General features: G+C 70.5%; 16 protein-coding genes. 5 read left to right on the top strand and 11 right to left on the bottom strand.

Annotation, left to right across the window (positions count from 1 at the left end):
* Nucleotides 1-22 precede the first annotated feature (22 nt).
* The gene (locus tag QUY26_RS40365; RefSeq protein WP_289956668.1) at nt 23-685 is read right to left on the bottom strand and encodes a hypothetical protein; all 663 of its coding nucleotides are present in this window, start codon (nt 683-685) and stop codon (nt 23-25) included.
* 690 nt (nt 686-1,375) lie between these two features.
* Between QUY26_RS40365 and QUY26_RS40360 the strand changes: the two genes are divergently transcribed.
* Nucleotides 1,376-1,822: a hypothetical protein gene (locus QUY26_RS40360; protein WP_289956667.1), complete on the top strand. Its 447-nt coding sequence runs from the start codon at nt 1,376-1,378 to the stop codon at nt 1,820-1,822.
* Nucleotides 1,823-2,227: 405 nt separating this feature from the next.
* Entirely contained in the window at nt 2,228-4,504 is a 2,277-nt protein-coding gene (locus tag QUY26_RS40355; protein WP_289956666.1) for a PP2C family protein-serine/threonine phosphatase, read from the top strand.
* 391 nt (nt 4,505-4,895) lie between these two features.
* Here the strand turns inward: QUY26_RS40355 and QUY26_RS40350 are convergent, their stop codons facing one another.
* The 4 genes from QUY26_RS40350 to QUY26_RS40335 form a co-directional block, all read right to left on the bottom strand.
* Nucleotides 4,896-5,165, bottom strand: coding sequence for a hypothetical protein (locus QUY26_RS40350; protein WP_289956665.1), 270 nt, complete (start codon nt 5,163-5,165; stop codon nt 4,896-4,898).
* 300 nt (nt 5,166-5,465) lie between these two features.
* Nucleotides 5,466-7,349: a pRL2-11 gene (locus tag QUY26_RS40345; RefSeq protein ID WP_289956664.1), complete on the bottom strand. Its 1,884-nt coding sequence runs from the start codon at nt 7,347-7,349 to the stop codon at nt 5,466-5,468.
* Nucleotides 7,350-7,547: 198 nt separating this feature from the next.
* Nucleotides 7,548-8,561, bottom strand: coding sequence for a DNA polymerase Y family protein (locus tag QUY26_RS40340; protein WP_289956853.1), 1,014 nt, complete (start codon nt 8,559-8,561; stop codon nt 7,548-7,550).
* Nucleotides 8,562-8,566: 5 nt separating this feature from the next.
* Nucleotides 8,567-12,031, bottom strand: a complete 3,465-nt coding sequence (locus QUY26_RS40335; RefSeq protein ID WP_289956663.1) for a DNA polymerase III subunit alpha — start codon at nt 12,029-12,031, stop codon at nt 8,567-8,569.
* A gap of 457 nt (nt 12,032-12,488) precedes the next feature.
* Here QUY26_RS40335 and QUY26_RS40330 point away from each other — a divergent pair, with 457 nt between their 5' ends.
* Complete coding sequence (locus QUY26_RS40330; protein ID WP_289956662.1) at nt 12,489-12,716, top strand: hypothetical protein; 228 nt, start codon at nt 12,489-12,491, stop codon at nt 12,714-12,716.
* A 455-nt stretch (nt 12,717-13,171) separates the two neighbouring features.
* Here the strand turns inward: QUY26_RS40330 and QUY26_RS40325 are convergent, their stop codons facing one another.
* The 6 genes from QUY26_RS40325 to QUY26_RS40300 form a co-directional block, all read right to left on the bottom strand.
* The gene (locus QUY26_RS40325) at nt 13,172-15,328 is read right to left on the bottom strand and encodes a transposase (protein WP_289956661.1); all 2,157 of its coding nucleotides are present in this window, start codon (nt 15,326-15,328) and stop codon (nt 13,172-13,174) included.
* Nucleotides 15,325-16,101, bottom strand: coding sequence for a TnsA-like heteromeric transposase endonuclease subunit (locus QUY26_RS40320; RefSeq protein WP_289956660.1), 777 nt, complete (start codon nt 16,099-16,101; stop codon nt 15,325-15,327). Before QUY26_RS40320 ends, QUY26_RS40325 begins: the two co-directional genes overlap by 4 nt.
* Nucleotides 16,098-17,132, bottom strand: a complete 1,035-nt coding sequence (locus QUY26_RS40315) for a hypothetical protein (protein ID WP_289956658.1) — start codon at nt 17,130-17,132, stop codon at nt 16,098-16,100. Before QUY26_RS40315 ends, QUY26_RS40320 begins: the two co-directional genes overlap by 4 nt.
* A gap of 108 nt (nt 17,133-17,240) precedes the next feature.
* Entirely contained in the window at nt 17,241-17,807 is a 567-nt protein-coding gene (locus QUY26_RS40310; RefSeq protein ID WP_289956656.1) for a TniQ family protein, read from the bottom strand.
* A 342-nt stretch (nt 17,808-18,149) separates the two neighbouring features.
* The gene (locus tag QUY26_RS40305) at nt 18,150-19,283 is read right to left on the bottom strand and encodes an IS630 family transposase (protein ID WP_289956655.1); all 1,134 of its coding nucleotides are present in this window, start codon (nt 19,281-19,283) and stop codon (nt 18,150-18,152) included.
* Between the two features lie 3 nt (nt 19,284-19,286).
* Nucleotides 19,287-19,976 (bottom strand): phosphotransferase, encoded by a 690-nt coding sequence (locus QUY26_RS40300; RefSeq protein WP_289956653.1) that lies wholly within the window; start codon nt 19,974-19,976, stop codon nt 19,287-19,289.
* Nucleotides 19,977-20,024: 48 nt separating this feature from the next.
* Here QUY26_RS40300 and QUY26_RS40295 point away from each other — a divergent pair, with 48 nt between their 5' ends.
* Both QUY26_RS40295 and QUY26_RS40290 read left to right on the top strand, forming a co-directional pair.
* Nucleotides 20,025-20,180: a helix-turn-helix domain-containing protein gene (locus QUY26_RS40295; protein WP_289956651.1), complete on the top strand. Its 156-nt coding sequence runs from the start codon at nt 20,025-20,027 to the stop codon at nt 20,178-20,180.
* A 7-nt stretch (nt 20,181-20,187) separates the two neighbouring features.
* Nucleotides 20,188-21,354, top strand: coding sequence for a TniQ family protein (locus QUY26_RS40290; RefSeq protein WP_289956649.1), 1,167 nt, complete (start codon nt 20,188-20,190; stop codon nt 21,352-21,354).
* Nucleotides 21,355-21,379 lie beyond the last annotated feature (25 nt).

Below are 21,379 nucleotides of genomic sequence, written 5' to 3'. Positions count from 1 at the left end.
GGCGCGGGCCGCCCCGGGGTGCTCACCCAGCGGGCAGGAGTCGGTTGCCGGTGCGCTGCCAGTACCCGGCCGGGGCGCGGTCGGCGCGCTCGGGGAAGATCGCTCCGGGCAGGGCCGTGATGGCGAATCCGTCGTCGCAGACCAGGAGTCGGGCACCGGGGTCGTTCTGGGCGGTGGCGCTGCGGGGGTCCATGTCCTCGAACCGCAGGACTCGGCGGCTGGTTCCCAGGAACCAGAAGGTGTCACCGGGGACGAAGTCGTCGTAGGCGACGATGACGTCCTCGCCCGGGCAGACCTTGCGGTACAGGCGGATGCCGGTGGCTCCGGCGGCCGCGTTGAGGGCGTCGCACAGCGCGTCGAACGGGGCGAAGGCCATGCCGGTGGCGGTGTCGCTCTCACCGCTGTCTCCGGTGAGGTACACCGGCCCGTGCAGGGCGAGGTCTTCGTGGCCGTAGTGCGCGGCGAGCCTGGACGCGACCGGGTTGGCCGCGTCCGTGCTGGCGCCCTGGTGGTGCAGCTCGATGCCGTCGCCGAGCGGCAGCGTGGCGCACGGGGCCACTCCGGCGAGGATGGGCAGTCCGGTGAGCAGCGCGGTGCGGGTGGATCGGCCGACCGAGTGGTCGACCTCACCGTCGGGGTGCAGCGTGGTGAAGAAGCTGACCTCTTCGCGGAAGTCGAAGTCCACGAGTTCTCCCTTGGTTTGGGTGGATGCCTTCGATGACGGGAGGCCCTGCCACAGGACCACCCTTCAAGATAACTATATACCCTATGCATCATACCTGTGAGCGGGAAACGCCTCCCAGGCCGGTCGGAACTGACTTGGGCAAGAGCACGTCGGCGCCTCGACCGGCGTAGCCGGGATCGGCGTCCAGCCACCGGCGGCCCCGCGACGGCCGATGAGCACCGCAGCCGGCTGGACGGTGACCGTGCACCACGGGGGCGAGACCTACGCCCTGCCGCCTGTAGGCGCCGCTACTACGAGCACGGCGGCAGCGGCCCGCGCACACTGCCGAAGGAGCCCCCCCGAGCGCCCCGATTTGTGCGATCCTCGGGCCACCATCGAGCGCCAGGAGCAGCATGTCGGATACGTCCTCTCCCGACGAGCACGACGCCGAGCCCTCTGACCTGCCTGCTGCTCCGCCAGGGGACGAGCAGGGGCCGGAACGCCGTGGCCCCAGGCTGCGCCGATCCGCCGTTCCCGGGATCAGTCCCGCTATGGAGGAGGTCCTGCGCACGGCTGCCCGGAACATCAGCGTCATGGGCCCCAGCCCCGCCATGCGCGCGGTGATCGAGAACTCCGCGTTGATACAGGCCGCCCTCGCCCGGCTCCATCCCCGCGACTGCCAAGTTCGGGGTCACATCCGATTTGACCCGCATGCTCAACGAGACGATGTCCCGTCTCCAGGCATTCTCATCAAACCCGCTGTCCCAGGCCTCAGGCCTGGCCCTGGAGCTCGAACAGTATTACGCGCAGCGGGACTTCGAAGCTTTCGAACCCTTTGATCCCGCCGACCTGACCGACGAGCTCAGTGATGAATTGCAGGACCTGGAAAGACCGGCACGACAGTTCCTCGCTGCCCAGCCCGGCCCCCTGACCTGGACCCAGCAGCGGAGCCTCTTCGCCTTCTTCGTCACCTCCGTCTTCCTGATCACCCTGATGCAAGTCGTGCTCACGAGCGATGCAGCGAAGGAGGTCGCCGAGGATCTCTCGCTGGTGTGGCCGGTCGCCGCGGCCGCTGGCACCGTCGCGTACCTGAAGTGGGAGAAGATCAGCCCGCGGCCTCCCAGCGAGGCCGACGCCAGCGACGAGGACGAGGACTGATTCTTCCACGAGACAACCGGCCTGGCCGCAGGCCAGCCTCAGCACCGCCCAGAGGCGCCGTTTCGGCTGCCGGTCAGGAGGGTTCTGGCGTAGGCGGAATGAGCGCGAAGGAGCGTGACAACTCTGTCGGTGCCGCCGTGGACGAAGGGGAGGACGACCAGGGCCGGCAGAGCGGCGACGGTAATGAGCAAGAGCACGGGGGCCACCAGCGCGAAGATCGCGGTGCGTTGAGTGGCCACCAAAACGCATGGCGGGATGGCGAGCACGGAAACGGAGGCCTCCTGAATCTCGGGAAAACTGGAGACCTCAGGTTGCACACTGGTGCGATTGTCCGTCCGGCGGGAAGGCTGTCGCCGCAGGTGATGCGCGGACAACTCCCTGGGTTGTCCACGGACAGGGGGGACGATGGGGGTAGCGGGACGTAAGTACGGGGCATTCAAAGGGCAGACGGAGAGTGCGAACGAGCTGGCCGGCTGGCTGCGGCAGCGCACGCAGGGCAGGACCCTGCGTCAGCTGGAGGAAGAGTTCGGCACTGCAAGGACCGTTTGGAGCGACTACCTGTCGGGGGCGAAGCTCATCCCGTCCGAACTACTTGATCGACTTGTGGCATCGCTGATACGGGAGCCGCGGCTACAGGCCCGGATGCGCGCGGAGGCCGCAGCGCTCCACTCGGCCGCTGCACGGCCTCCACAGGTACGCGAGCTGTCGCGTCAGCGCCCGCGCTCAGGCCCCGAGCAGGTCAACGCACTGCAACGCCAGTTGACCGATGCTCTCGAACGTCAGCTGGAGGCGGAGCGCGCGCTGTACCGGTCGAGCCAGCTGGTCCAGACTCTGTTAACCATGATCGCTTGGCTTCAAGGGCAGTGCACTGTCCTGGCGGCCGAACGAGACCAGGCACTGCAAGGGGACCCAGCGCAGGCCCTGGTTCACGCACGCGGCGAGTTGGAACTAGCGAATCAGCAGCTGGTGCGGACGCAAACAGAGCTCGCGCGGGCCCGCCGCGAGCGCGCGACCGCCGAGGAGATCAAGGTGGCCGCGCAGCAGGCGGCGGAGGCTTACCGCAAGGCGCTGGAGGCGATCCAGCGTGACGGCGGCGCCGGGGAGCAGTCCACCGGAGACCAGATGCCCCGGGTGGTGAAAGCCCCTGCCGAGCCCTCGTTGCAGGACTATGCCGCGGTGCTGGACAGCGTGTCGGATGAACTCGACCACCAGCATCAGGATCTGGCGGGCCTGCGGACCCGCGTGGGGCTGCCGAGCGATCAGGACGCAGACAAACACATCGTGCAGGGCGTCGTTCTTGACGATTCGGAGGCATCAGGGCAGCCGGGTCACAGGGAGGTTGTCCGTGGTTCCTCCGCGGACAGCGCGGACAACTCCCCGGCGCTCGCATCCGATGTCGATCGTCCGTCGCGGGCCGACGAAGGCTGGCTCGAATGGTACGAGAGCCTTAGTGCGGAGGAGCAACAGGCCGAGCTGCAGCTTCTGAGGGCAGGCGATGAACAGCACCGGCGCGACGCGATCGCCTTGCAGCACAATCTGCTCCCGAGCAAGCTCGCGCAGATCGACGACTTGGACGTCTTGGCTCACTACCGGTTCGGCACCAAGGTGCACTCCGCCGGGGTCGACTGGTACGACGTCATCCCCATCGGGGGCGGCCAAGTTGCCCTGACGGTCGGCGACGTAATGGGTCCGGGTATGCGTGCCACGGCCGTCATGGGGCAGCTCCGCTCCGCTGTTCGTGCGTATGCCCGTCTCAATCTCCTGCCGGGGGACGTGCTTGCCCTGTTGAACTCACTCGCTGACGAGATCAACGACGACTTCAATATCGCTTCCTGTATCTACGCCGTCTTTGATCCTCAGCAGGAACGGGTCTACTACTCCTCGGCAGGGCATCCTCCGCTATTGATCCGCACTCCAGAAGGGGAGGTCCTACGTGGAGAGGAGGAGCCCTCGCTCCCCTTAGGGGTGGGTGCGCACCCGTATGAGACGTTCTCGCTGCCCTTGGCGCCCGGTGCCACCGGCATGCTCTTCACCAAGGGCCTCCTGGACTACGCGATCAGTCCCACCGGCCGCAGAGCCGGCGACATCGAGGCGGGCCTCGACAAGCTGCAGCTCGGCCTTGCGGCGGCGTCGGGATCGTGCCAAGCCATTCACGATCAGGTCCTCGACACCCTGGGGGTTGCCGAGGAACACGACGACGACCTCGTCATGCTCACGTTCCAGTCGAAGTCACCGTTGGACGAGGAAGCCCCGCGCAGTGCAGCGCACGCCCTGTCTGGCAGGGAAACCATGGGAGGCGGCCCTCACGAAGGCTCCATCCAAGATGCAGAAGAGTTCGCCGTCGACACGCTCACGGCCTGGGGGGTCGGCGACGAGGGCAGCACGCGCATCGGCGCAGCCGTTGGCTCCTTCGTCAGGCACGCCTTGGAGAAGGGCCTGGAACCGGTGCACGTCTATCTGCGCAGCACCAAGCAGCACCTGGTCCTTCAGGTTGCCGACGCCAGCGGCAACATGCCGCGGCGGACGAAGGGAAACGAGCTACACAACGACCATCTGGAGCAGGCCCTGGCCAAACTGCGGTCCGTGACGTCGCCGTGGTCCTGGGGGGCGCGGCGTCAGAACGACGGGGGCAGCGTCGTGTGGGTCGAGTTGGACTTCCCCCTGCGCTGGGCAACGCCTTGAGTTCTGTCGCTGCTGTGCAGCCCGGCTCGGCGCGCGACTCCGTCACGTCTCGGGCCCAGGGCAGCAGCCATGTGGAGCTCCGTGGAGGGACGGTTTCGGCTCGGGCCTGTCTGCCACCACCCACCGCCGAGACAAGGCCACTGGCCCTACATCACTACAGGCAAGGAGACAGCGGCTCCTGCGGAGCACCCCGTTACACTTGAGCAGGCCCTCACCGGTTCGGTCTTCCTGAACGGTGTGGTGTCTTCGGTTGGCCGGCGCCCTTGCCACCCGCTTCGGCGGATTGGGCGTCGGCCGCTCTTCTTTGCCCCCCCGGGCAGCACTCAGTGGACGTGCCCCGCGACGGCTGACGGCCTACAGCCGTGGGCAACTCCGGCGCCGCGCAGGCCGGTCAGGAATTTCTCAAAGCCGCCGCGCCGTCCGTGTCCTCGGGGTTCTCGCAGAGGACCTGAGCCCGCAGACGGGCGACGGCGGGGGTGATCCTCCCCTGCTGGATCATGCTCCGCCGGTAGGGCGAGGCCTCCCGGACGGTGTCTCGCACCATGTCGAAGGGCTCCGCGGACACGGTGATCGTCAAGCTGCGCAGCCGGTAGGGCGAGTCCGGTGCGTAGCAGTGCGCGGTCCGGCGCTCGGTGGCGCCTGCCGGAGCCCCGTCGGGCACGCTGTGGGTGTGCCACACGCAGCACCAGGCGCACCACACACGAAGGCTGCTCGCGTGCCCAGTCCGTTCCAGGTAGCCCGGCAGCGCGGCATCGTCGTGGAGTGCGGATACCTCTGGATGGGGCTGAGTCCTCATGCCGGGTGAACGCCCGCTCCCCGGCCGGGGCGGCGCCCCCGCGCGGTGGTCCACACGGTTGGCGCAACCCCGCCTCCCTCACAGCGGGCTGCCGCCGGGACTGAGCTGCCGTCGAAGCGCTGCTCGGCCCGGGCGCATAGGCGCTCCCCGAGGGGGAGTTGCCTTCTACGGCAGGTCGGTGGTGCCGATGGCGGCGCGCGGCCGGTTGCGGGCCCAGCGCTTGAGGTCGCCGACATGGTAGAGGATCTCGCTGCCGCGCCGTCCCGCCGGTCCGGGGAAGTCCGGGTCGTTGGCGCGGGCGAAACGCAGCGCGCCGAGGGTGATCTCCGGCAGGTGCTCGTCGTGCGCTTCGCGCAGCCCCACCGCCAGATCGTCCTTGTCTGCGGTCCGGTCTCCCGGCGGCGGCGCCACGATGCCGGTGTCGCCCGTTGCGGGTAAAGGGTCCTGGGGCGCCGGGGGTGTGAGGTGCACGGCGGTCTCTGGGCCGGGGCCGTTGGGCAGGGCGGACCGCGCTCTGTCCAGGGCGGAGGCATCCGGCGGGGCCGGGTCCTTGTGGAGCTCCACGCTGGTCGCCTCCTGGGAAGTGCTGTGGTCCGCGGCGCGGATTGATGGGCGGCCGATGGCCCACGCTCGGGCTTCGGCCTCGGTGAAGAAGATCACCTGGGTCTCGTGCGCGGCGCTGCCCACGACGACCTGGGCGCGGCCGGGGTGTTTCGTGCTCTTCGGCGCGGGGTGGATCTCGGGGGCGAGCATCCTCCATGCGTTCATGGTGTAGCGGGCCATGATGCGGGTGGCGAACTGCTCGCGGATTTCCGGGCCGCCCAGGGCGCGGACGGTCGCGGACTGCGCGACGAGCAGCACGTGCATGCGCACCTGCCGGCCCATGTACAGGACTTCGCCGAGCGCGTCGATGGCCGGGGAGATCTTCGGGTCTCCGGACTCGCGGATCTTCTCCCAGTAGCGGGCGAGCTGCTTCATGGTGGCGTTGACCTCTTCGAGGAGGATCAACTGCCGTGGGCCGATGGCGGCGGGGTCGGCGTCGGGCCCGAGTTCCTCGGCGAGGCGTACGCGGCGCCGGCCTTCCTGGCCGAGCTGGATCAGGGTGTCGTGGATGTCGGCGATGTCGGCGCAGTAGGTGACGCCCGGCAGGCCGCGCGCCCAGGGGTGCGAGATCCGCTTGTAGTCCAGGACGGATGCCTGTGCGCCGTGGTGGAGCATCTGGCAGGTGATGGTGCGCAGGGTTACCGACTTGCCGCCGCCGGTGGAGGCGTTGACCAGGATGTGCGGGGACTCCGCGTCCAGGTCGACGCCGATGGCCTTGGCTCCAGCTCCGATGCCGATGACCGGGGCGGACTCCGGCGCATTCGCTACCAGGTCCCGCACGGCCGCGTCCTTGAAGCGGGCGGTGGCTGGCGGGCGGCGGGTCTTCTTCGCCAGCACGAACGGCTGCCGTCCGGCCGGGTGCCAGGAGAACGTCAGGCCTGGCAGCGCGAGTTTCTGCGCGATGAGGTCGGCGACCAGGTCGCGGGAGAACCGCAGGTGCACCGGCAGGTCGACGCGGATGACCGCGTCGTCGTCGGTGAAGTTGAGCGGGATGTGGAGGTAGCGTCGCGGGTCAGTCTGCTCCGCGATCCCCAGCGGCTGGGCGAGGGCCTGGTGCAGCGGGTCGACCCACTCCCGCATCAGCTCCCGCCGGTCCCGGCCAAGGACTCCGTAGGCCAGACCGCCCGCGGCCGCGGCGGACGCCGCGCCGATCCCGCCGTACTCGAGGGCCTGCAGGGTGACAGCGGGGTCGCGCCAGTAGGCGTAGCCCGTGCCGCCGGTCGCGCCCAGGAGGCCGACGCGACCAGCCAGGCGCTGCCATCCCGCGCGGTACGAGGAGCGGCGCACCGGGCCCTCCACCTTCGCAAGGACCCGGGTGCCCGGGCGGAGGAAAGTGGCGTCGGTCCGCTTCACTCCGTCGAGGTCCTGTCCGGCGAGGAGGCGTCCCATGCCGGAGAGGAGCGCGTCGGTGGCTTCGTCTATCTGCTTCTCAAGTTCACTGGCCATAGGGCACTGTTCGCCGCGCTGTTCACCACGTCGCTGCCCACCGTGGCCCCCTGGGGTCACAAGGCCGTAACTCCGGGCGTGGTAAGCGGGCAGCGCCGCTGGTAAGTGCCTGCCCGAGCCATTGCGGCATACATGCCGCTGCCCCGGGAATTGCTTCACCCTTGTGAGAATCCTGCCGTGCTCTCGGCGAAGGGGGACTTAGGCCTTCGGTGTACGTCTCACCGCGCCGCTGAGTGTGGCTGGGCGGATTACCTGGTCGCCGAATCTGGTCCGTGCGTTGTCGGAGGCGGCCTCGATGCGGCGTCGTTTGTCGTCTGCCGGGTCCAGGAGGAGTTGCTGGACTGCATGGTGGGCGTCGGCCAGGTCGGTGCGCAGGGTGATCGTGCGGACGCGGGCCCGCTGTAGTCCCAGCCGGGTGTACAGGTCGTAGGCGCTGTTCCTGAGGGCTGGGGTGTGGGCGGTGTATTCGTACAGGGTGCGGGAGCGCTGGGTGGTGGAGCCGTCGGCGTAGGCGACGGTGAGCGCGAGCCGCGTGGCGACCTGTCCGGAGGTGCGCAGGCGCAGTCCGAGGCGCTCGCAGAGGTCGAGGAGGGCGCGCCGGTGTTCGTCGGGGTCGAGTTCGTCGCGGGTGAACGTGTGGGTGCAGCTCGTTGTTTGGGGTGCTTGTTCGGGGGCGACCGGCCGGGGGTCGAGGCCGCGGGCCCGGGCGGCGAGGGTGTCGGCGGTGGCTTTGCCGAGGATGCGCTGCAGCGTGGGCGCAGGGATGTCGAGGAGGTCGTGGATGCGGTGGATGCCGTACTCGCCGAGGGTGCGGGCGGTGGCCGGGCCGACGCCGTAGAGGGCACCGATGGGCCGGGGGCCCAGGAAGGCGGCGATGGCCTCGTCGGTGGGGTCGATGACGGTGGCAGTACCGGGCGCGGAGGCGGCGGCCGCCATCGCGGCCAGCATCCGGTTGGGGCCGCCGCCGATGGTGGCACGCAGCCCGAAGTGCGCGGCCAGGCGCAGGGAGGCCATGGCGGCTAGGCCGTGGGTGTCGCGGTCGAAGAATCGGCGGGCGCCGGTGACGTCGAGGTCGGCGGCGTCGGGTAGGAGGGCCTGCACGAGGGGGGTGAGGTCGCGCAGCAGCGCGAGTGCGTTCTCGTAGAGGTCTTGGTCGCCGGGGCCGAGGTCGTGGAGGTGGATGCGCAGGATGCTGCGGGCGGGCGGGTTCATCGCGCTCACCCCGCCGAGCCTGGTGACCGATGTCCGAGGCGGCGCAGGTCGGCGGAGCGTGACCCGGCGGGCTGGAGGTCGCTCCAGGCGCTGAGGCGCGCGCCCGCGGTGCCGTCCTCAAGGGTCCGGCCCGCCGGCGTGGGGGCGTCGGTGCGCGGCGGGGTGGGGGCGGGGGCGGTGCGGTCGAGGAGGCGCAGCGCGGCCTCGGGGCCCGCGTCTCGGCGGGCGGCGGCGATTTCCTCCAGGTCCCAGACCATCTGCCCGACCACGGTCCGCCGGGGGCCGCGCTTCTCGACGGTGCCGCGTGCGAGCAGCAGGCCGGAGTGGAAGATCGTGGTCGCGCAGGCGTCGTGGGAGTCCTCGAAGAAGGCGAGGTCGACCATTCCCGAGCCGTCCTCCAGGGTGACGAAGATGATGCGTCGGCCGGAGGGGATGGGCGGGGTCTGGGTGGATGCCCGTACGCCGGCGACCAGGACGTGCTGGCCGGGGTGCAGGGCCTGCAGGTGGCGGGCGTCGGTGGCGCCGAGCTCGGCGAGCAGCCGGTGGTGGTGTTCGAGGAGATGGGCGGTGACGTCGATGGAGAGGACGTCGAGTTCGGCGCTCATGACGTCGCGGCTGGTCATCTCCGGCAGCCCGGCCGGCTCGCCGGTGTCCGTGACGTCGCCGAGCGGGAGCTGGCCGTCGCTGGTGGCCCGGCTGCAGGTGGAGCGGTGGAGTTCGGCGGCGTGCAGCAGCAGGTCCCGCCGGGTCAGGGCGCCCTGCAGCGGCCCGAGCGCTCCGATCTTGATGAGGCGCTGGGCGAGCGGCAGCGAGGGGCGGGCCCGCAGCCACAGGTCCTGCAGCCCCGTATAGGGCTGGCCTGCTTCGACGCGGGCGCTCTCGGCGTCGGTGATCCCGCGCACGGTGGACAGCGCGAGCCGCACCCCCCACCCGTTGGCGGTCGGTTCGACGGTGTGCGCGCGGCGGGAGGCGTTGACGTCGACGGGCAGGATCGCCACGCCGTGCCGCTTGGCATCCTGGACCAGGACGCGGGGCGCCCACATACCGGGGTCGTGCTCGAACAGCCCGGCGAAGAACGCCGCCGGATGGTGCGCCTTGAGCCAGGCGGACTGCACGGCAGGGATCGCGAACGCCGTGGCGTGCGCCCGGCAGAACCCGTACGCGCCGAACTCGCGGATGGTGGACCAGACTTCACCGGTCACGTCCGGGGTGTAGCCGCGCTCCGCGGCGCAGCTGCGGAACCAGGCCTCTACGCGCGGCAGCCGGTCGGGGTCGGCGAGGGCGCGGCGGGCGACGTCGGCGGCGGCCAGGTCGCAGCCCGTCATCACGGACAGGATCATCATGATCTGCTCATGCCAGATCACGACTCCGTACGTGTCATCCATGATCGGCACCAGGTCGGGGTGGGGGAAGCGGGGCTCCTCGATCCCGTGACGGGCGGCGATGAACCGGGCGGGCATGCCGCCCTTGACCGGCCCCGGCCGGAAAAGCGAGATGTCGGCGATCACGTCCTGCATGTGCCGCGGCTGAAGCCGCGAGATGAGATCTTGTTGGCCGCTGCTCTCGAGCTGGAAGCAGCCCAGCACCTGGGCGCTGCGGATGAGTTCGAAGGTCGCCGGGTCGTCGAGGGGGACGTGGTCGGGGCTGTCGAGGTCGAGGTGGCGTCCGGTGGTGCGGCGGATCTCGCCAACGGCGTGCGCCATCGCCGACTGCATCCGCACGCCGAGGACATCCAATTTGAGGAGGCCCAGGTCCTCGACGTCGTGTTTGTCGGCCTGGACGGTCGGATAGGAGCCGCCGGGCGCGGGCTGCACGGGCAGGCGGTCGAGCAGGCTCGCGTCGGACAGGATGACGCCGCACGGGTGCATGGCCATGCCGCGGGGCAGCGCGTCCAGGCCCTCGGCGAGCTCCCACAGCGGGCCGTACTGGTCGGCCTCGGCGGCGAGGTGCCGCAGTTCTGGCAGCTCGGCCAGTGCGGAGCGGATGTCGCCCGCCCTGATGTGCGGGAACGATTTCGCGATCCGGTCCACGGTCTGCGGGCGGATCCCGAGCGCGAGGCCGGTATCACGCAGGGCATGCCTTGCCCTGTAGGTCTCCGGCATCCCGGTGACGGCCACCCGCGCGGAGCCGAACCGGGCGAAAACCTGGTCGTAGACCTCCAGGCGCCGATGGGCCTCGACATCGAGGTCGATGTCCGGCAGCGAGGTCCGCCGCTCCGACAGGAACCGCTCGAACAGCAGGCGGTGCTCCAAGGGGTTGGCGGTGGCGACGAACAGCGCGTGGTTGACCATGGATCCGGCGCCGGAGCCGCGGGCGGCGACCCGGATGCCCAGGGCGCGTGTGTCCGTGACGACCTGGGCGACCGCGAGGAAATAGGCCTCGTAGTGCAGGCGGGCGATCACGCCGAGCTCGTAGTCGAGCTGGTGCATGGCCGCGCTGTCGGTATCGAGGCCGCGGGCGGTCATCCCGGCCTCGCAGCGCTGGCGCAGCAGCCGCATCCCGTCCCCGGGCTCGGAGCCGGCGCCGACCACGTGCGGCTCGGGGAAGTGCGTGCCGCCGATCCCGAGATCGGCGACGGGGTCCACAGCGCAGGCCTCGGCCGTGGCCTCGGTCTCGCCGAGCAGCTGGTCGGCGCGGCCCGGACGGGCACCGGCGGCCGCGGCGATGCGCTCGGCGACTTGTGCCATCGCGGCGGCGTCCTTCAGGTGGCGCTCGCCGGGATCCAGCGGGCCACGGTGCGGGACGGGGCGCAGCAGGCGGGCGGCGTCCAGGACGTCGGCGAGCCGGTGCTGGTGCGGGTGGGCGTAGCGGACGGCGTTGGTGAGGACCACGGCGATGCCCAGGCGGTCGCCCAGGGCCAGGGTGTGGGCCGCGAGCCGGGTCGAGCCCGCGCCGAGCCCGGGCAGGCCGTAGGAGACGGTCTCCAGGCGCACCCGGTCGCCGAGCAGGTGCTGCCACGGCGCGAGCAGCTGCTCGGCGATGTCGGGACGGCCCGCGGACAGGGCGCGCAGCGGCTCGCTGGCCGGGCCGAGCAGCACCGTCAGGTCCTCGCCCGCGTGCTCCGCCAGTGCCTCCCAGGAGGCGACCGGCTGCCCGTCGATGGGGTGGGCGTGCGCGGCCGACACCAGGCGGCACACACCCGCCCACCCCGCCGCGGAGCGGGCCAGCAGGACGATCCGTATCGACGCCTCGGGCACGTGCGCGCCACCGCGCACCGGGGTCCGCGGCCGCCGACCCGGCGGCGCGGGAGCGTGGGCGGTCACCGCCAGGTCGACACCGAAGACGGGCCTGATGCCGTGGGCGGCGCAGGCCTTGGCGAAGCGGACGGTGCCGGTGACGGTGTCGCGGTCGGTCAGCGCCAGCGTGGTCATCCCGTGCTCGGCGCCCGCGCGTACGAGGGCGTCGGGATGCGAGGCGCCGTAGCGGGCGGAGTATCCGGACGCGACATGGAGGTGGCTAAAACCGGGCACACCATGCCTCCCATCTCCACCCCTCTCATCCGCTATGCCCTGTCTCGCCCTACCAATATCGAATCTCTGTTCGAACAATAGTAGCGCGGGAACCTCGCGCCACAACACGAGGCGGCCGTCGGCGGCCACAGCGAAGAAGCAGTTCAGGCGGGCTTGTGGAGCTTGGTCACCTGCGGTGTAGGGCTATTGGGGCCCGACTGGTAGCGGCACCGCGGCGGCGATTCAAGCGGGCGCGAAAACAGCCAGCGCCCGCACGGGCGCGACGGGCCAGTCCGCCCCCTCCAGCCAAGCCACCGACAGAGCCACAGGCCAGAGGACACGAAGGGGAGCGGCGGAGGGGCGACGCTGATGCGTAGCACTGGCGCGCTGCCGACTTGCGGAGCTTGCACCGCTGCAGCCCATGGTCCAACTGCCATCCCACGCGTGGCTCCGTCACGCCTGAAAGAGAGGAAGTGTCATGCCTGCAACAAACCCTCCCGGTGGTGCGCAGCCGCCGGAGCCTGCGGCGCCGCACCGCACCCTGTGGGCCCTGCTGGTCTTCGTCCTGGTGCTCCTGGTGCTGCTCGTCGGGGCTAGCCTGGTCTACGTGACCTGGCGCCACCCGGCGCTGGCGGCCCCGCTCGCGGCGGCGTTCGCAGGGGTCACCCTCCTCGTGACCATCGCCTTCGCCCTTGCCCGCCGGTAGCGGAGAGCTGGGGCCATGGAGATCCCGAACATGCGGGCAGTGCCTCGAGGGCGCCCGCGGCGGCTTCCTCGTCAGCGAGGACTGCCCCCCGCGCGTCCTGCAGCGGATGGCGCCTGTGCGATCGCGGTCAGCGCCGTCGGGCCCGTTGGATCCAGCTGCGCAGCGCAGCCGCCCACGCCGGCCGGTCCGGTGCGACGTCGGGCGGGTACGCGGGCAGCGGAGGTGCCTGGGGCGGTGCGGGCTGCTCCGTGGGGGATCCCTTGTCGGTCTCGGCGGGGTGCTCGGGAGCGTCTGCGGGACCGGTGCGATCCGGCGGCTCGGCGAGGTGCTGTCGCGCCGGCGGCGGAGCCCCGCCTGCGGGAGAGGCCTCCTTGTTCCGCGGTGCCGCTGCCGGTGCGGGCCGGGAGCGCGTGTCCTCGGGCGGAGCCGGTTCGCCGGAGGACTCCGGTCTCGGCTTACCGGGCGGGGCGGCCAAGGGCTGGGGGCCGCCTGCCGCAGCGCCCGCTCGCGCGGGAGGTCCTGCTGGACGGCGGGGCCGCGATGCTGCTGGACGCAAGGGGACCGGCGTCGCTGTGGCAGTGCCGGTGTCCCACCGCTCCACCTGCCAGGGCTCCTTGACCCACAGCTGGAGCTCGATCCATCCGTACGCGCGGGCTTGGTCGAGGTCCTTGGGGAACAGTTCCCAGTAGCCGTAGCCGAGGAACTGCCCGTCGCGGACGCCCGCTCCGATCCAGTCGGGCTCGGAGCAGCGCAGGGCGACGCGCAGGGCGATCTGCTTGCCGTCGATGGCGGCGGGCGGCGACCAGGCGGATGGCCTCGCGCAGGGTGACGTCGGTGAACGGCACGTGGTCGTTGCTGGCGTGGGTCCAGCGCAGGACGTGCCAGGTGCCGTCGGCGGGGTCCTGGAAGTAGGCGTGGAGCACGTTGCGAGGGTCGATACGGACCGGCCATTTGCCGCCGGGGTAGGGGGAGGTGGATTTGCGGTAGCGGTAGAGGATGTCCGCGTCGTAGGTGAGGTACTGGTATTCGACGCCGTAGGGCTGGATGGTGCGCCACTGGATCGGCAGCAGCTCGTAGTAGAGCTCAGGGTCGGTCGGGCAGGCGACGTAGCCGCTGCGGGCTACGGCCAGGGCGTATGCCTCGTTCGGGGAGAGCCGCAGGTCGGGGAAGCCGGGCATGACCAGACCATCGTGGTGGCGGCGCTGGTAGACGGAGACAACATATTCGGCGAAGAAGTCTTCGAGGTCGGGGATCGACCAGCGGGCGGCCTGCTCGACGTTCGTACCACGGTGGACGACGTTGTTGCCCTTGTAGCCGGCGACGTGCTTGCTGAACTGATTGTTGATCTTGGTGAACACGGCCTCGACGTGCGGTTTGTCGGTCGGTTTTCCCTTGCGCCCCAATTGCAGGTTGATGCCGAGCCGGGTGCAGGCACGGTGGACGACATCGGACTCGAACTGCTTGCCGTGATCGATGATCAGCGTTTCGGGGAAGACCACGGGGCGGGCGGCACCGTCGGCAAGCCTTTGGTGATAGTCGAGTTTGCGGGGCAGCGGGATGCGGGCCATCTGATAGCGCAGCCGGTCGGCCCAGCCGGGCCGCATCGGCTCGGGTGTCATGGCATCGATCAGCAGCAGACCGACATCGATGGCCTTGGTGGCCTCCGGGGTGATCCGCCACGACAGCAGCGAGCGGGAGGCCAAGTCGAGAGCGACGGTGAGTTCGACGGCGTGGGTGGTGTCGGTCGCCGGGCCCCAGGCGCGGATGTCGAGCGGGGTGGAGTCCATCAGGACGACCTCGCCGGGCCGGTGGGCGACCAGGTGTCCGAAGAGCCGGTCGGGCTGCTGGGCGGTGGTGCGGCGGGTGGTGGACGCGCCGAAGGTGTGCCGGCCCTTGAGGAGGAGCTGGGTGTAGCGGTGGAAGGTGGCCCGGGAGGGCAGGCGCACGGCGCCTGCGCCGTGCTTGGCGTCCAGGCGGTTCTGTACGCGCCGGTGGAAGCGGTCGAGGGTGCCGGTGGAGTCGTCGATCTCGGCGGTGTGCTGGTCGAGGATCGCCTCGATGATCCTGGAGTCGACGCCGGCGAGCGGGTTGGACACCTTGTGTTTGCGCCGGTCGACCAGGGCCCACAGCCCCTCGGCCCGCCAGGCGCCGAGCACGTCCCACAACCGCCGCTCGGTCATGCCCAGTTCCTGGGCTTTGCGGGCGATGCGCTGGCGCGCAGGGAGGTAGGGGTGGAAGTCGGGGTGCAGCTCGGCGCCTTCTGCCTGCGCGGCCACGGACCGGTAGCCGGTGGTGGCCTCCAGCAGGTGGCCCTCGAGTTCGGTGACGCGTTGGATCTCCGTGTCGGGAAGGCCGTCCAGGAGGGCGCCGGGGCTGAGGGTCACCGCGTTCTCCCGCGCCGGGGCCTCGGGGTCCGCGGCCGCCGCCGCGGTGTGGAAGGTGGGGTCGGCGAGCAGTTCGGCGGTCAGGACGATCTGGAAGGAGCCGCCCTGGGAGCGCAGCCGTACGGCGGTGTCGAGGAAGCCGATGACCTGGTGGCGTTCGTCCTCCCATTCGATCCAGTCGCCGAGCTTGAGGCGGGCGGCGGCCTGAGGCCGGGGGGCGGTCGTCATGAAGGGTCCTTCGCGGCGGTCATGGTGGTGGAGGCCCGCAGGGGCGCATCGAGGTTGCAGATCAGGCGGTGGTGCCACAGCAGGTGACACAGCACGGGAAAGGCGAGGTCCGGCTCGTCCATGAAGCTGAGCAGCTGCTCGGCGGCCACCGGCCGCTCGGCCAGGGCGATCAGCCGGCCGGCGAGATCGGCCCCGGCGTACAGGGGGCGGCGGTAGCCCGCGAGCCAGGAGATGTTGGCGAACCGCTGGGCCTCGACGTCGCCCACCAGGTGGTAGTCCCAGCCGAGTTCCTCGCACACCTCACGGGTACGCAGCGCCTGCAGGAGGACGTCGGGGTGGTCCAGCAGGCGGGGGTTCTTGACGTCCACCAGCAGCGCGGTGCCATCGGCGCGGCGGCACAAGATGTCCGGGGTGTGTTCCCACACTTCTCCCACACCGACCCCGTCGAGAATCAGGGACTGGGTGGAGATGCCGACGATGTCCTGGTCGAAGTCGTACAGCGTCAGCCACTGCGACTCCAGGTAGCTCTCGTAGCCCAGCAGGGTGCCTGTGGTGGCGGACCAGAACCAGCCGGGGGTGTGCTTCTGCCCGATGTAGTGCGGGATACGGCGGATCGGCGGGCAGTGTTCGAACGCCACCTCGCCGGCCTGCTCCAGCGTGCGGGTGACCGGCACCCCGGTCGCGGCATCGAGGCTGGTGACGGTCAGCCGCGGCCGTGCGGCCGGTGGGACGATCCGGCGCAGGGGGCGCGTACGGGCATGCGGAGGGCTCACAAGTCGGCTCCTTGGTGGGGGTGTCGAAGAAGGTCCAGGCCGTAGGCGGTCAGGGCGTCGGCGACGGACGGCGGAAGGCGGGTACGGAAGCGGCGCCAGTTCTCCGCCACCGATTCGGTGTTCGCGCGGCTGTCGGCGCCGTAGGCGGGGGCGTCACGGGCGTCGCCGCCGGTCAGGGCCGTCCACACCCAGATCGCCGCGCTGCGCCTGCGCCGCGGTGTGACGGGCAGCCCCAGGGGGCGGTAGGCGGCGAACAGCACCGGGTGCGGGATCTCGTGAAGGCGGGCCAGGACGCGGCGACGGCGGGCGTAGTCGACCGGGCCGCGCTGCAGCAGCCGCGCTCCGGCCTGGGCGATGGCCTGCCAGAACAGGTTGGTGTCGGTGATGCGGCGCACGACCACGTCCGAGACCCGGGCGGCCCGGTGCGCGTCCATCTCAAGGGCGCGGGCGGCGGCGGCCCAGCTGTCCGCACCGGCCAGGCGGGCCAGGGCCAGGGCGGCCAGGCGCCGCCCGCTGGCCGGTGCGGTGCCCGGCAGGTGCCGCTCGACGAGATCGCTGTAGTCGCCCTCGTCGAGCAGCTGCGGAATGTGATCAAGGCTGAGCACGGCGGGGACGGTGACGGTGCGGGCCGCTCCGGCGACCCGGGACAGCGGCGGGATGGCCTGGTCGTACGCCCTCGACAAAGGGCCGGGCAGGGGAAGGTTCCGCAGCGGGTTGTGCTTGACCTTGCGGCGGCGCGTCACGGCCGCCCTCACCCACGGCTCCAGAGCCGCTGCGACAGCATCCGGGCTGGCCGCGATGAGGATCGGCTCGACGGCGGCCAGCACCGCGAGGGTCAGCTCCACGCTCGAGGGCATCGTGCGCAGGGCGGAGGCGAAGCCGCCCTGCGAGCGCCGGTTCGTCGCGGTGGCCAGTTCCCGGCGGGCGCTCTCGGGCACCGCCAGATCGTCCACCAGCGGGCAGAGCGGAGCGGCGAAGCGGATGACCGCGGCCAGCGAGGACAGGGCGGTGAACCACTCCCAGCCGCTCACCGCCTGGCCACCGATCCGGGGCGTATCGCCGTCGGCGATCTTCAGGATGCGGCTCTGCCAGGCGGCGAGCGCGGACGGCAGCAGCTCGGCGGGAAGATCGCGGACGTCCTAGGGGCAGCGGGTTCCGGCGTGGAAGTTGCCGCAGAGCACGGGGTCGGTGCGGAACCGTTTCGACAGGCCGCGCGGTCGGCTCCGCAGCCCCTGCTGCAGCCGGATCCCGCACCGCGGGCATATCTCCACCAGCCGTACCCGGTGCACGGGGCACACGGCCACCGCCCCCAGCCGCCAGGCCAGCTGCCACACGCCGCCGCTCTCGGCCAGGCACGACGGGCAGGCCCGCGAGGCGGACAGCAGTGCCCATCCCTGCCGGTTGACCGCGTTCACCGACCGCTCGTCCGCGAGGTAGATGCCGCTCAGGTCCAGGGCCGTGCCCGCGTAGCGGGACAGGTGCATCGCGGTGACCTCCGCGGGGCGGATCCCGGTCGTCTGACGGATATGGGCCAGAGTTATGGGAGTGGGGACGATGCCGTAGAACACGGGATGGAATTCGGCCCCGATGGTGGTCCGGGCCTGCAGCCCGAGCGCCTGGCCGATCACGCCGGGCGGCACCGTGTGATCGGCGGCCAGCCGGTCCACCCACGAGGCGAGCGCCTCGCCCTCCTCCGGCAGAGCCACCAGGGCCATCCGTCGCGGCCCGGCGGCGGGCAGAGCACGCGGACCGCTGCGGACCGCCTGGTCGGCCAGGCGGTTAGGCAGCGGGACAGATGACGGTGCCGAGAGTCGCAGGGACTCCGCTGCGGACACACTCCACCCCCGTAAATGCACAGCTCAGCGGCCTCCCCCGACCGCAGTGTAGGATATACCCTACACATGAATGCATTACCGTTTTCCTGTGCCGACCACCAGTGACCTCGCCGCTGAACGCCGCATCGCCTTCGGGCGCCGCGTGCGCGAAGTGCGCATGCGAGCAGGGCTGACACAGACGGCCGCCGCCAAGGCCGCCGGACTAGTGCCGCGTCAGGCAACGTTGGCCCTGTCGACGACGGCGCGTAGGCGTCGGTCGTCGGCGTGGCGGTTTCGCCAGAGGATGTAGCGGCGGATCATGCTGCCCTGTTCCTTGTGGTCGGCATGGTCGGTGCCGTCGAGGGTGAAGTAGCGCAGGGCGGTGAACTGGGCCTCGATGCGGTTGAGCCAGGAGCTGTTGGTGGGGGTGTAGGCGATCTCGACGTTGTTCGCCGTGGCCCAGGTGCCGACCCGCTGGCACTTCTTCGTGGTCAGGTGCGGGGAGAAGTTGTCGCAGACGATCGCGATGCGGACCTTGGGCGGATAGAGGCTGCGCAGGTAGCGGCAGAACTCCAGGAACTGGGTGCGCCTCTTGACCGGCTTGATGTGGCCGTAGAGCTTGTCCCTGGTCAGGTCCAGGGCGGCGAACAGGTGCCGGACTCCGCCGTAGCGGTTGTAGGTCGCCCGCCTCCGACGGCGGGGGTCGCGGTCGGGGTCCTTGTGTCTCCCGCCGCGCTCGGCCCATTGCCGGCCGGGGTGGGGCATGAGGTTGAGCGGGCCGAACTCGTCCATGCAGAAGACGACTTTGGGCTCGTCTTCGTCGGGTGTGACCTCGCCGTCGGCGATCGCGTAGAGGTGTTCGACGCGGGCCTTCTTGGCCGGGTAGTCGGGGTCGCGGGAGGTCTTCCAAGTCTTCAGGCGTTGAAAGGAGACGCCTTCCTCGCGGAGCAGGATGCGCAGGCCCTCGTGGCTGATGTCGTCGACCACCCCCTCGGCGACCAGGAAGTCCGCCAGCTTGGTCAGGCTCCAGGTCGAGAACGCCAGGTCGTGCTCGGCCGGCTTCGACTTCGCGATCTTCTTGATCTCGCGCCGCTCGGGCAGTGTGAACGTCTTCGGACGGCCGCCCCTGTACTTCGGATACAGGGACGCGAAGCCGTCGGCGTTGAAGTTGTGGATCACATCCCGGACCCGGTCCGCGCTGGTGAACGACACCTCGGCGATCTTCACCACCGGCATCCCCTGTGCGGACAGCAGGACCATCTGGGCTCGACGCCAGGTCACCACCGACCCGGTACCCCTGCGGATGATCCGTAGCAGCCGTCTGCCCTCGTCATCGTCGATTTCGCGTACCCGCACCCGTTCCGCCACAGATCAGCAGCCTGACCGATCCGTCCAGCCCCCACCAGGTCCTTTGCCGCCGTCGGCATGCCGCCGTAACCACGCCGTCTCCGCGGGCGTCAGATTCGGGTCATTCAGCTTCTTCTGGACCGCGTCCTGCATCCGTCCCACCGGGTCGGTCCGGCAGCCGCTGCGGATACCGCGCAGCAACAGCTTCCGCCCGAGGCGGGCGGCGAGTCCCGGCACGTCCGCGCTGCCCACGGTCACCAGGGTCATCGCCACATCGGCAGCCGGATCACCAGCGCCCGCATTGCACCAGTCGATCACTACCGGGCCCCGCCGGGTCAGAATGACGTTGCCTGGGTGCAGGTCGAGATGCAGCACCCGGTCATCCTCTACCGTGCTGAACCGCCTGGGTAGCCACTCCGGTGCCGGCAACGCATGCAGCCGCTCGTGCAGGCGACCCAGCTCCCAGCCGAGAGAACCCACCCGCCACGGGTGCCGGGCCAGCACATCCAGCATCGTCGGCCCGGCCAGCCGCTCAAGAACCATGTCGGTGTCGGTGATCTCGTACACCCGCGGCACCGGATACCCACATGCCGCAAGGTGCGTCATCAAGCGCGACTCCAGACCGGTGGGTCCCCCGTGCCGGTATCGCCGCAGCACCCTGGACTCGTCCAGGGCATACACATCAGCATCCCGGCCCTGCGCGATCAACTCCATGCGGTGCAGTCTGCATTGACGGCTCAGCCCTCGCCAACAGGGCGAACGTTGCCTGATTCGGCACTAGACCGCTCCTTCTACGCGGAGGTGGAAAGCGCCCGGCACAGCGTCTCGGTGGACCGCCTGTACGCCATCGCCGACGGGCTCGGCGTCTCCGTGCACGACCTGCTGCCCGACAATGTCGGCCAGAGCCTCACCGCGTAGAACGCCGGTGAACGGACAGGACCTCGGACTGCCCAGACGCCTCGCGCTGGTCGTCGAACCCTTGCCGGGGGAAGCCCTGATGAGCTGGCTGAACATCATGGCCGCCGAGCACGGCGGCCTTACCCGTCTGCGGACCGCGCAGATCACCGGCCTCCTGACGGGCGACGAGCGCCTCCACCCGCAGGGGAAAGACTCAGCGCCGTATTACCCCCATACCGCGAAGATCGCCAGAATGCAGGCCGCAACAGCACTCACCGAGCACCAGGTGACCGACATGTTCTGGCACCGGTATCGCGGCACCGCGCTGCATCCGTTCGGCCCGCACTGGGTGGAGGAGACGACCCGGTTCACGCTGACGGAGTGGTGGGTCGACCCGACCGCGCTGCGGCTGTGCCCGCGTTGTGTGGACGAATCCGGCGGACGCTGGCTGTTGGCCTGGCAGCTGCCCTGGGTCTTCGCCTGCCTCACCCATCGCTGCTACCTCGTCGGCGCCTGCCCCGTCTGCGGACGGGCGTTCAACGCCTACTACGCCAACCCCGTACACGGTGCACCCCATCGCAGGCCTCCGGTGAACGGCGTGCGCCAGGGACCGTGCGACGTCCTGCTGTGGGAGTTGCCCGCCGTGCCCGTGGAGGATGACGAACTCTTCGCGCTCCAGCAGCAGCTCTGGGATGCTCTGCACGCCCCTGCGGAAATGCGCCCCGAGCCCTTCGGTCTCTTCCAGGACCTGTGGGCGATGGCCAGCCTCGCCCTTTTCGCCGCGCACCTGGACAGCCTCGACGGCGCGGACAGCGTGGTGCGCGAGGCCTTCGCGGACTATTGCCGGACCCACGAAGGTGCGGCCGGACGCCGTTTCACGACCGGGGAACTGCGGGCGCTGCCCGTGCTGGTCCACGCGGCCATGGTCCGCACGGCCGCCCGTATCGTCTTCGCCGAGGACCCCCTGCCGGCGGCCGACGCGGTGGCAGGTTTGTCCCGTGATCCCCATTCGACTGCGATCGTCGCGCTGCGCAGAGCGTGGACCAGGCGCCCTCTGCGCGGGGCTATCCGTCACACCACCGCCCGGGTCAGGACCGTCATGGACGCGGCCAACTACTCCGGCCCCGGCTTCGCCCCCTCACTCCAGCGCCGCTCTCCCGCCGCGACCTTCACCACAGATCTGGACGAGCGCTGACGGGCACCGGGATGCCCGCCGTATG

Source organism: Streptomyces flavofungini (assembly GCF_030388665.1).
In the GTDB taxonomy this organism is placed as follows: Bacteria; Actinomycetota; Actinomycetes; order Streptomycetales; family Streptomycetaceae; genus Streptomyces; species Streptomyces flavofungini_A.
Note: the sequence above shows the minus strand (reverse complement) of the source record. Positions and strands in the feature narration are given on the sequence as shown.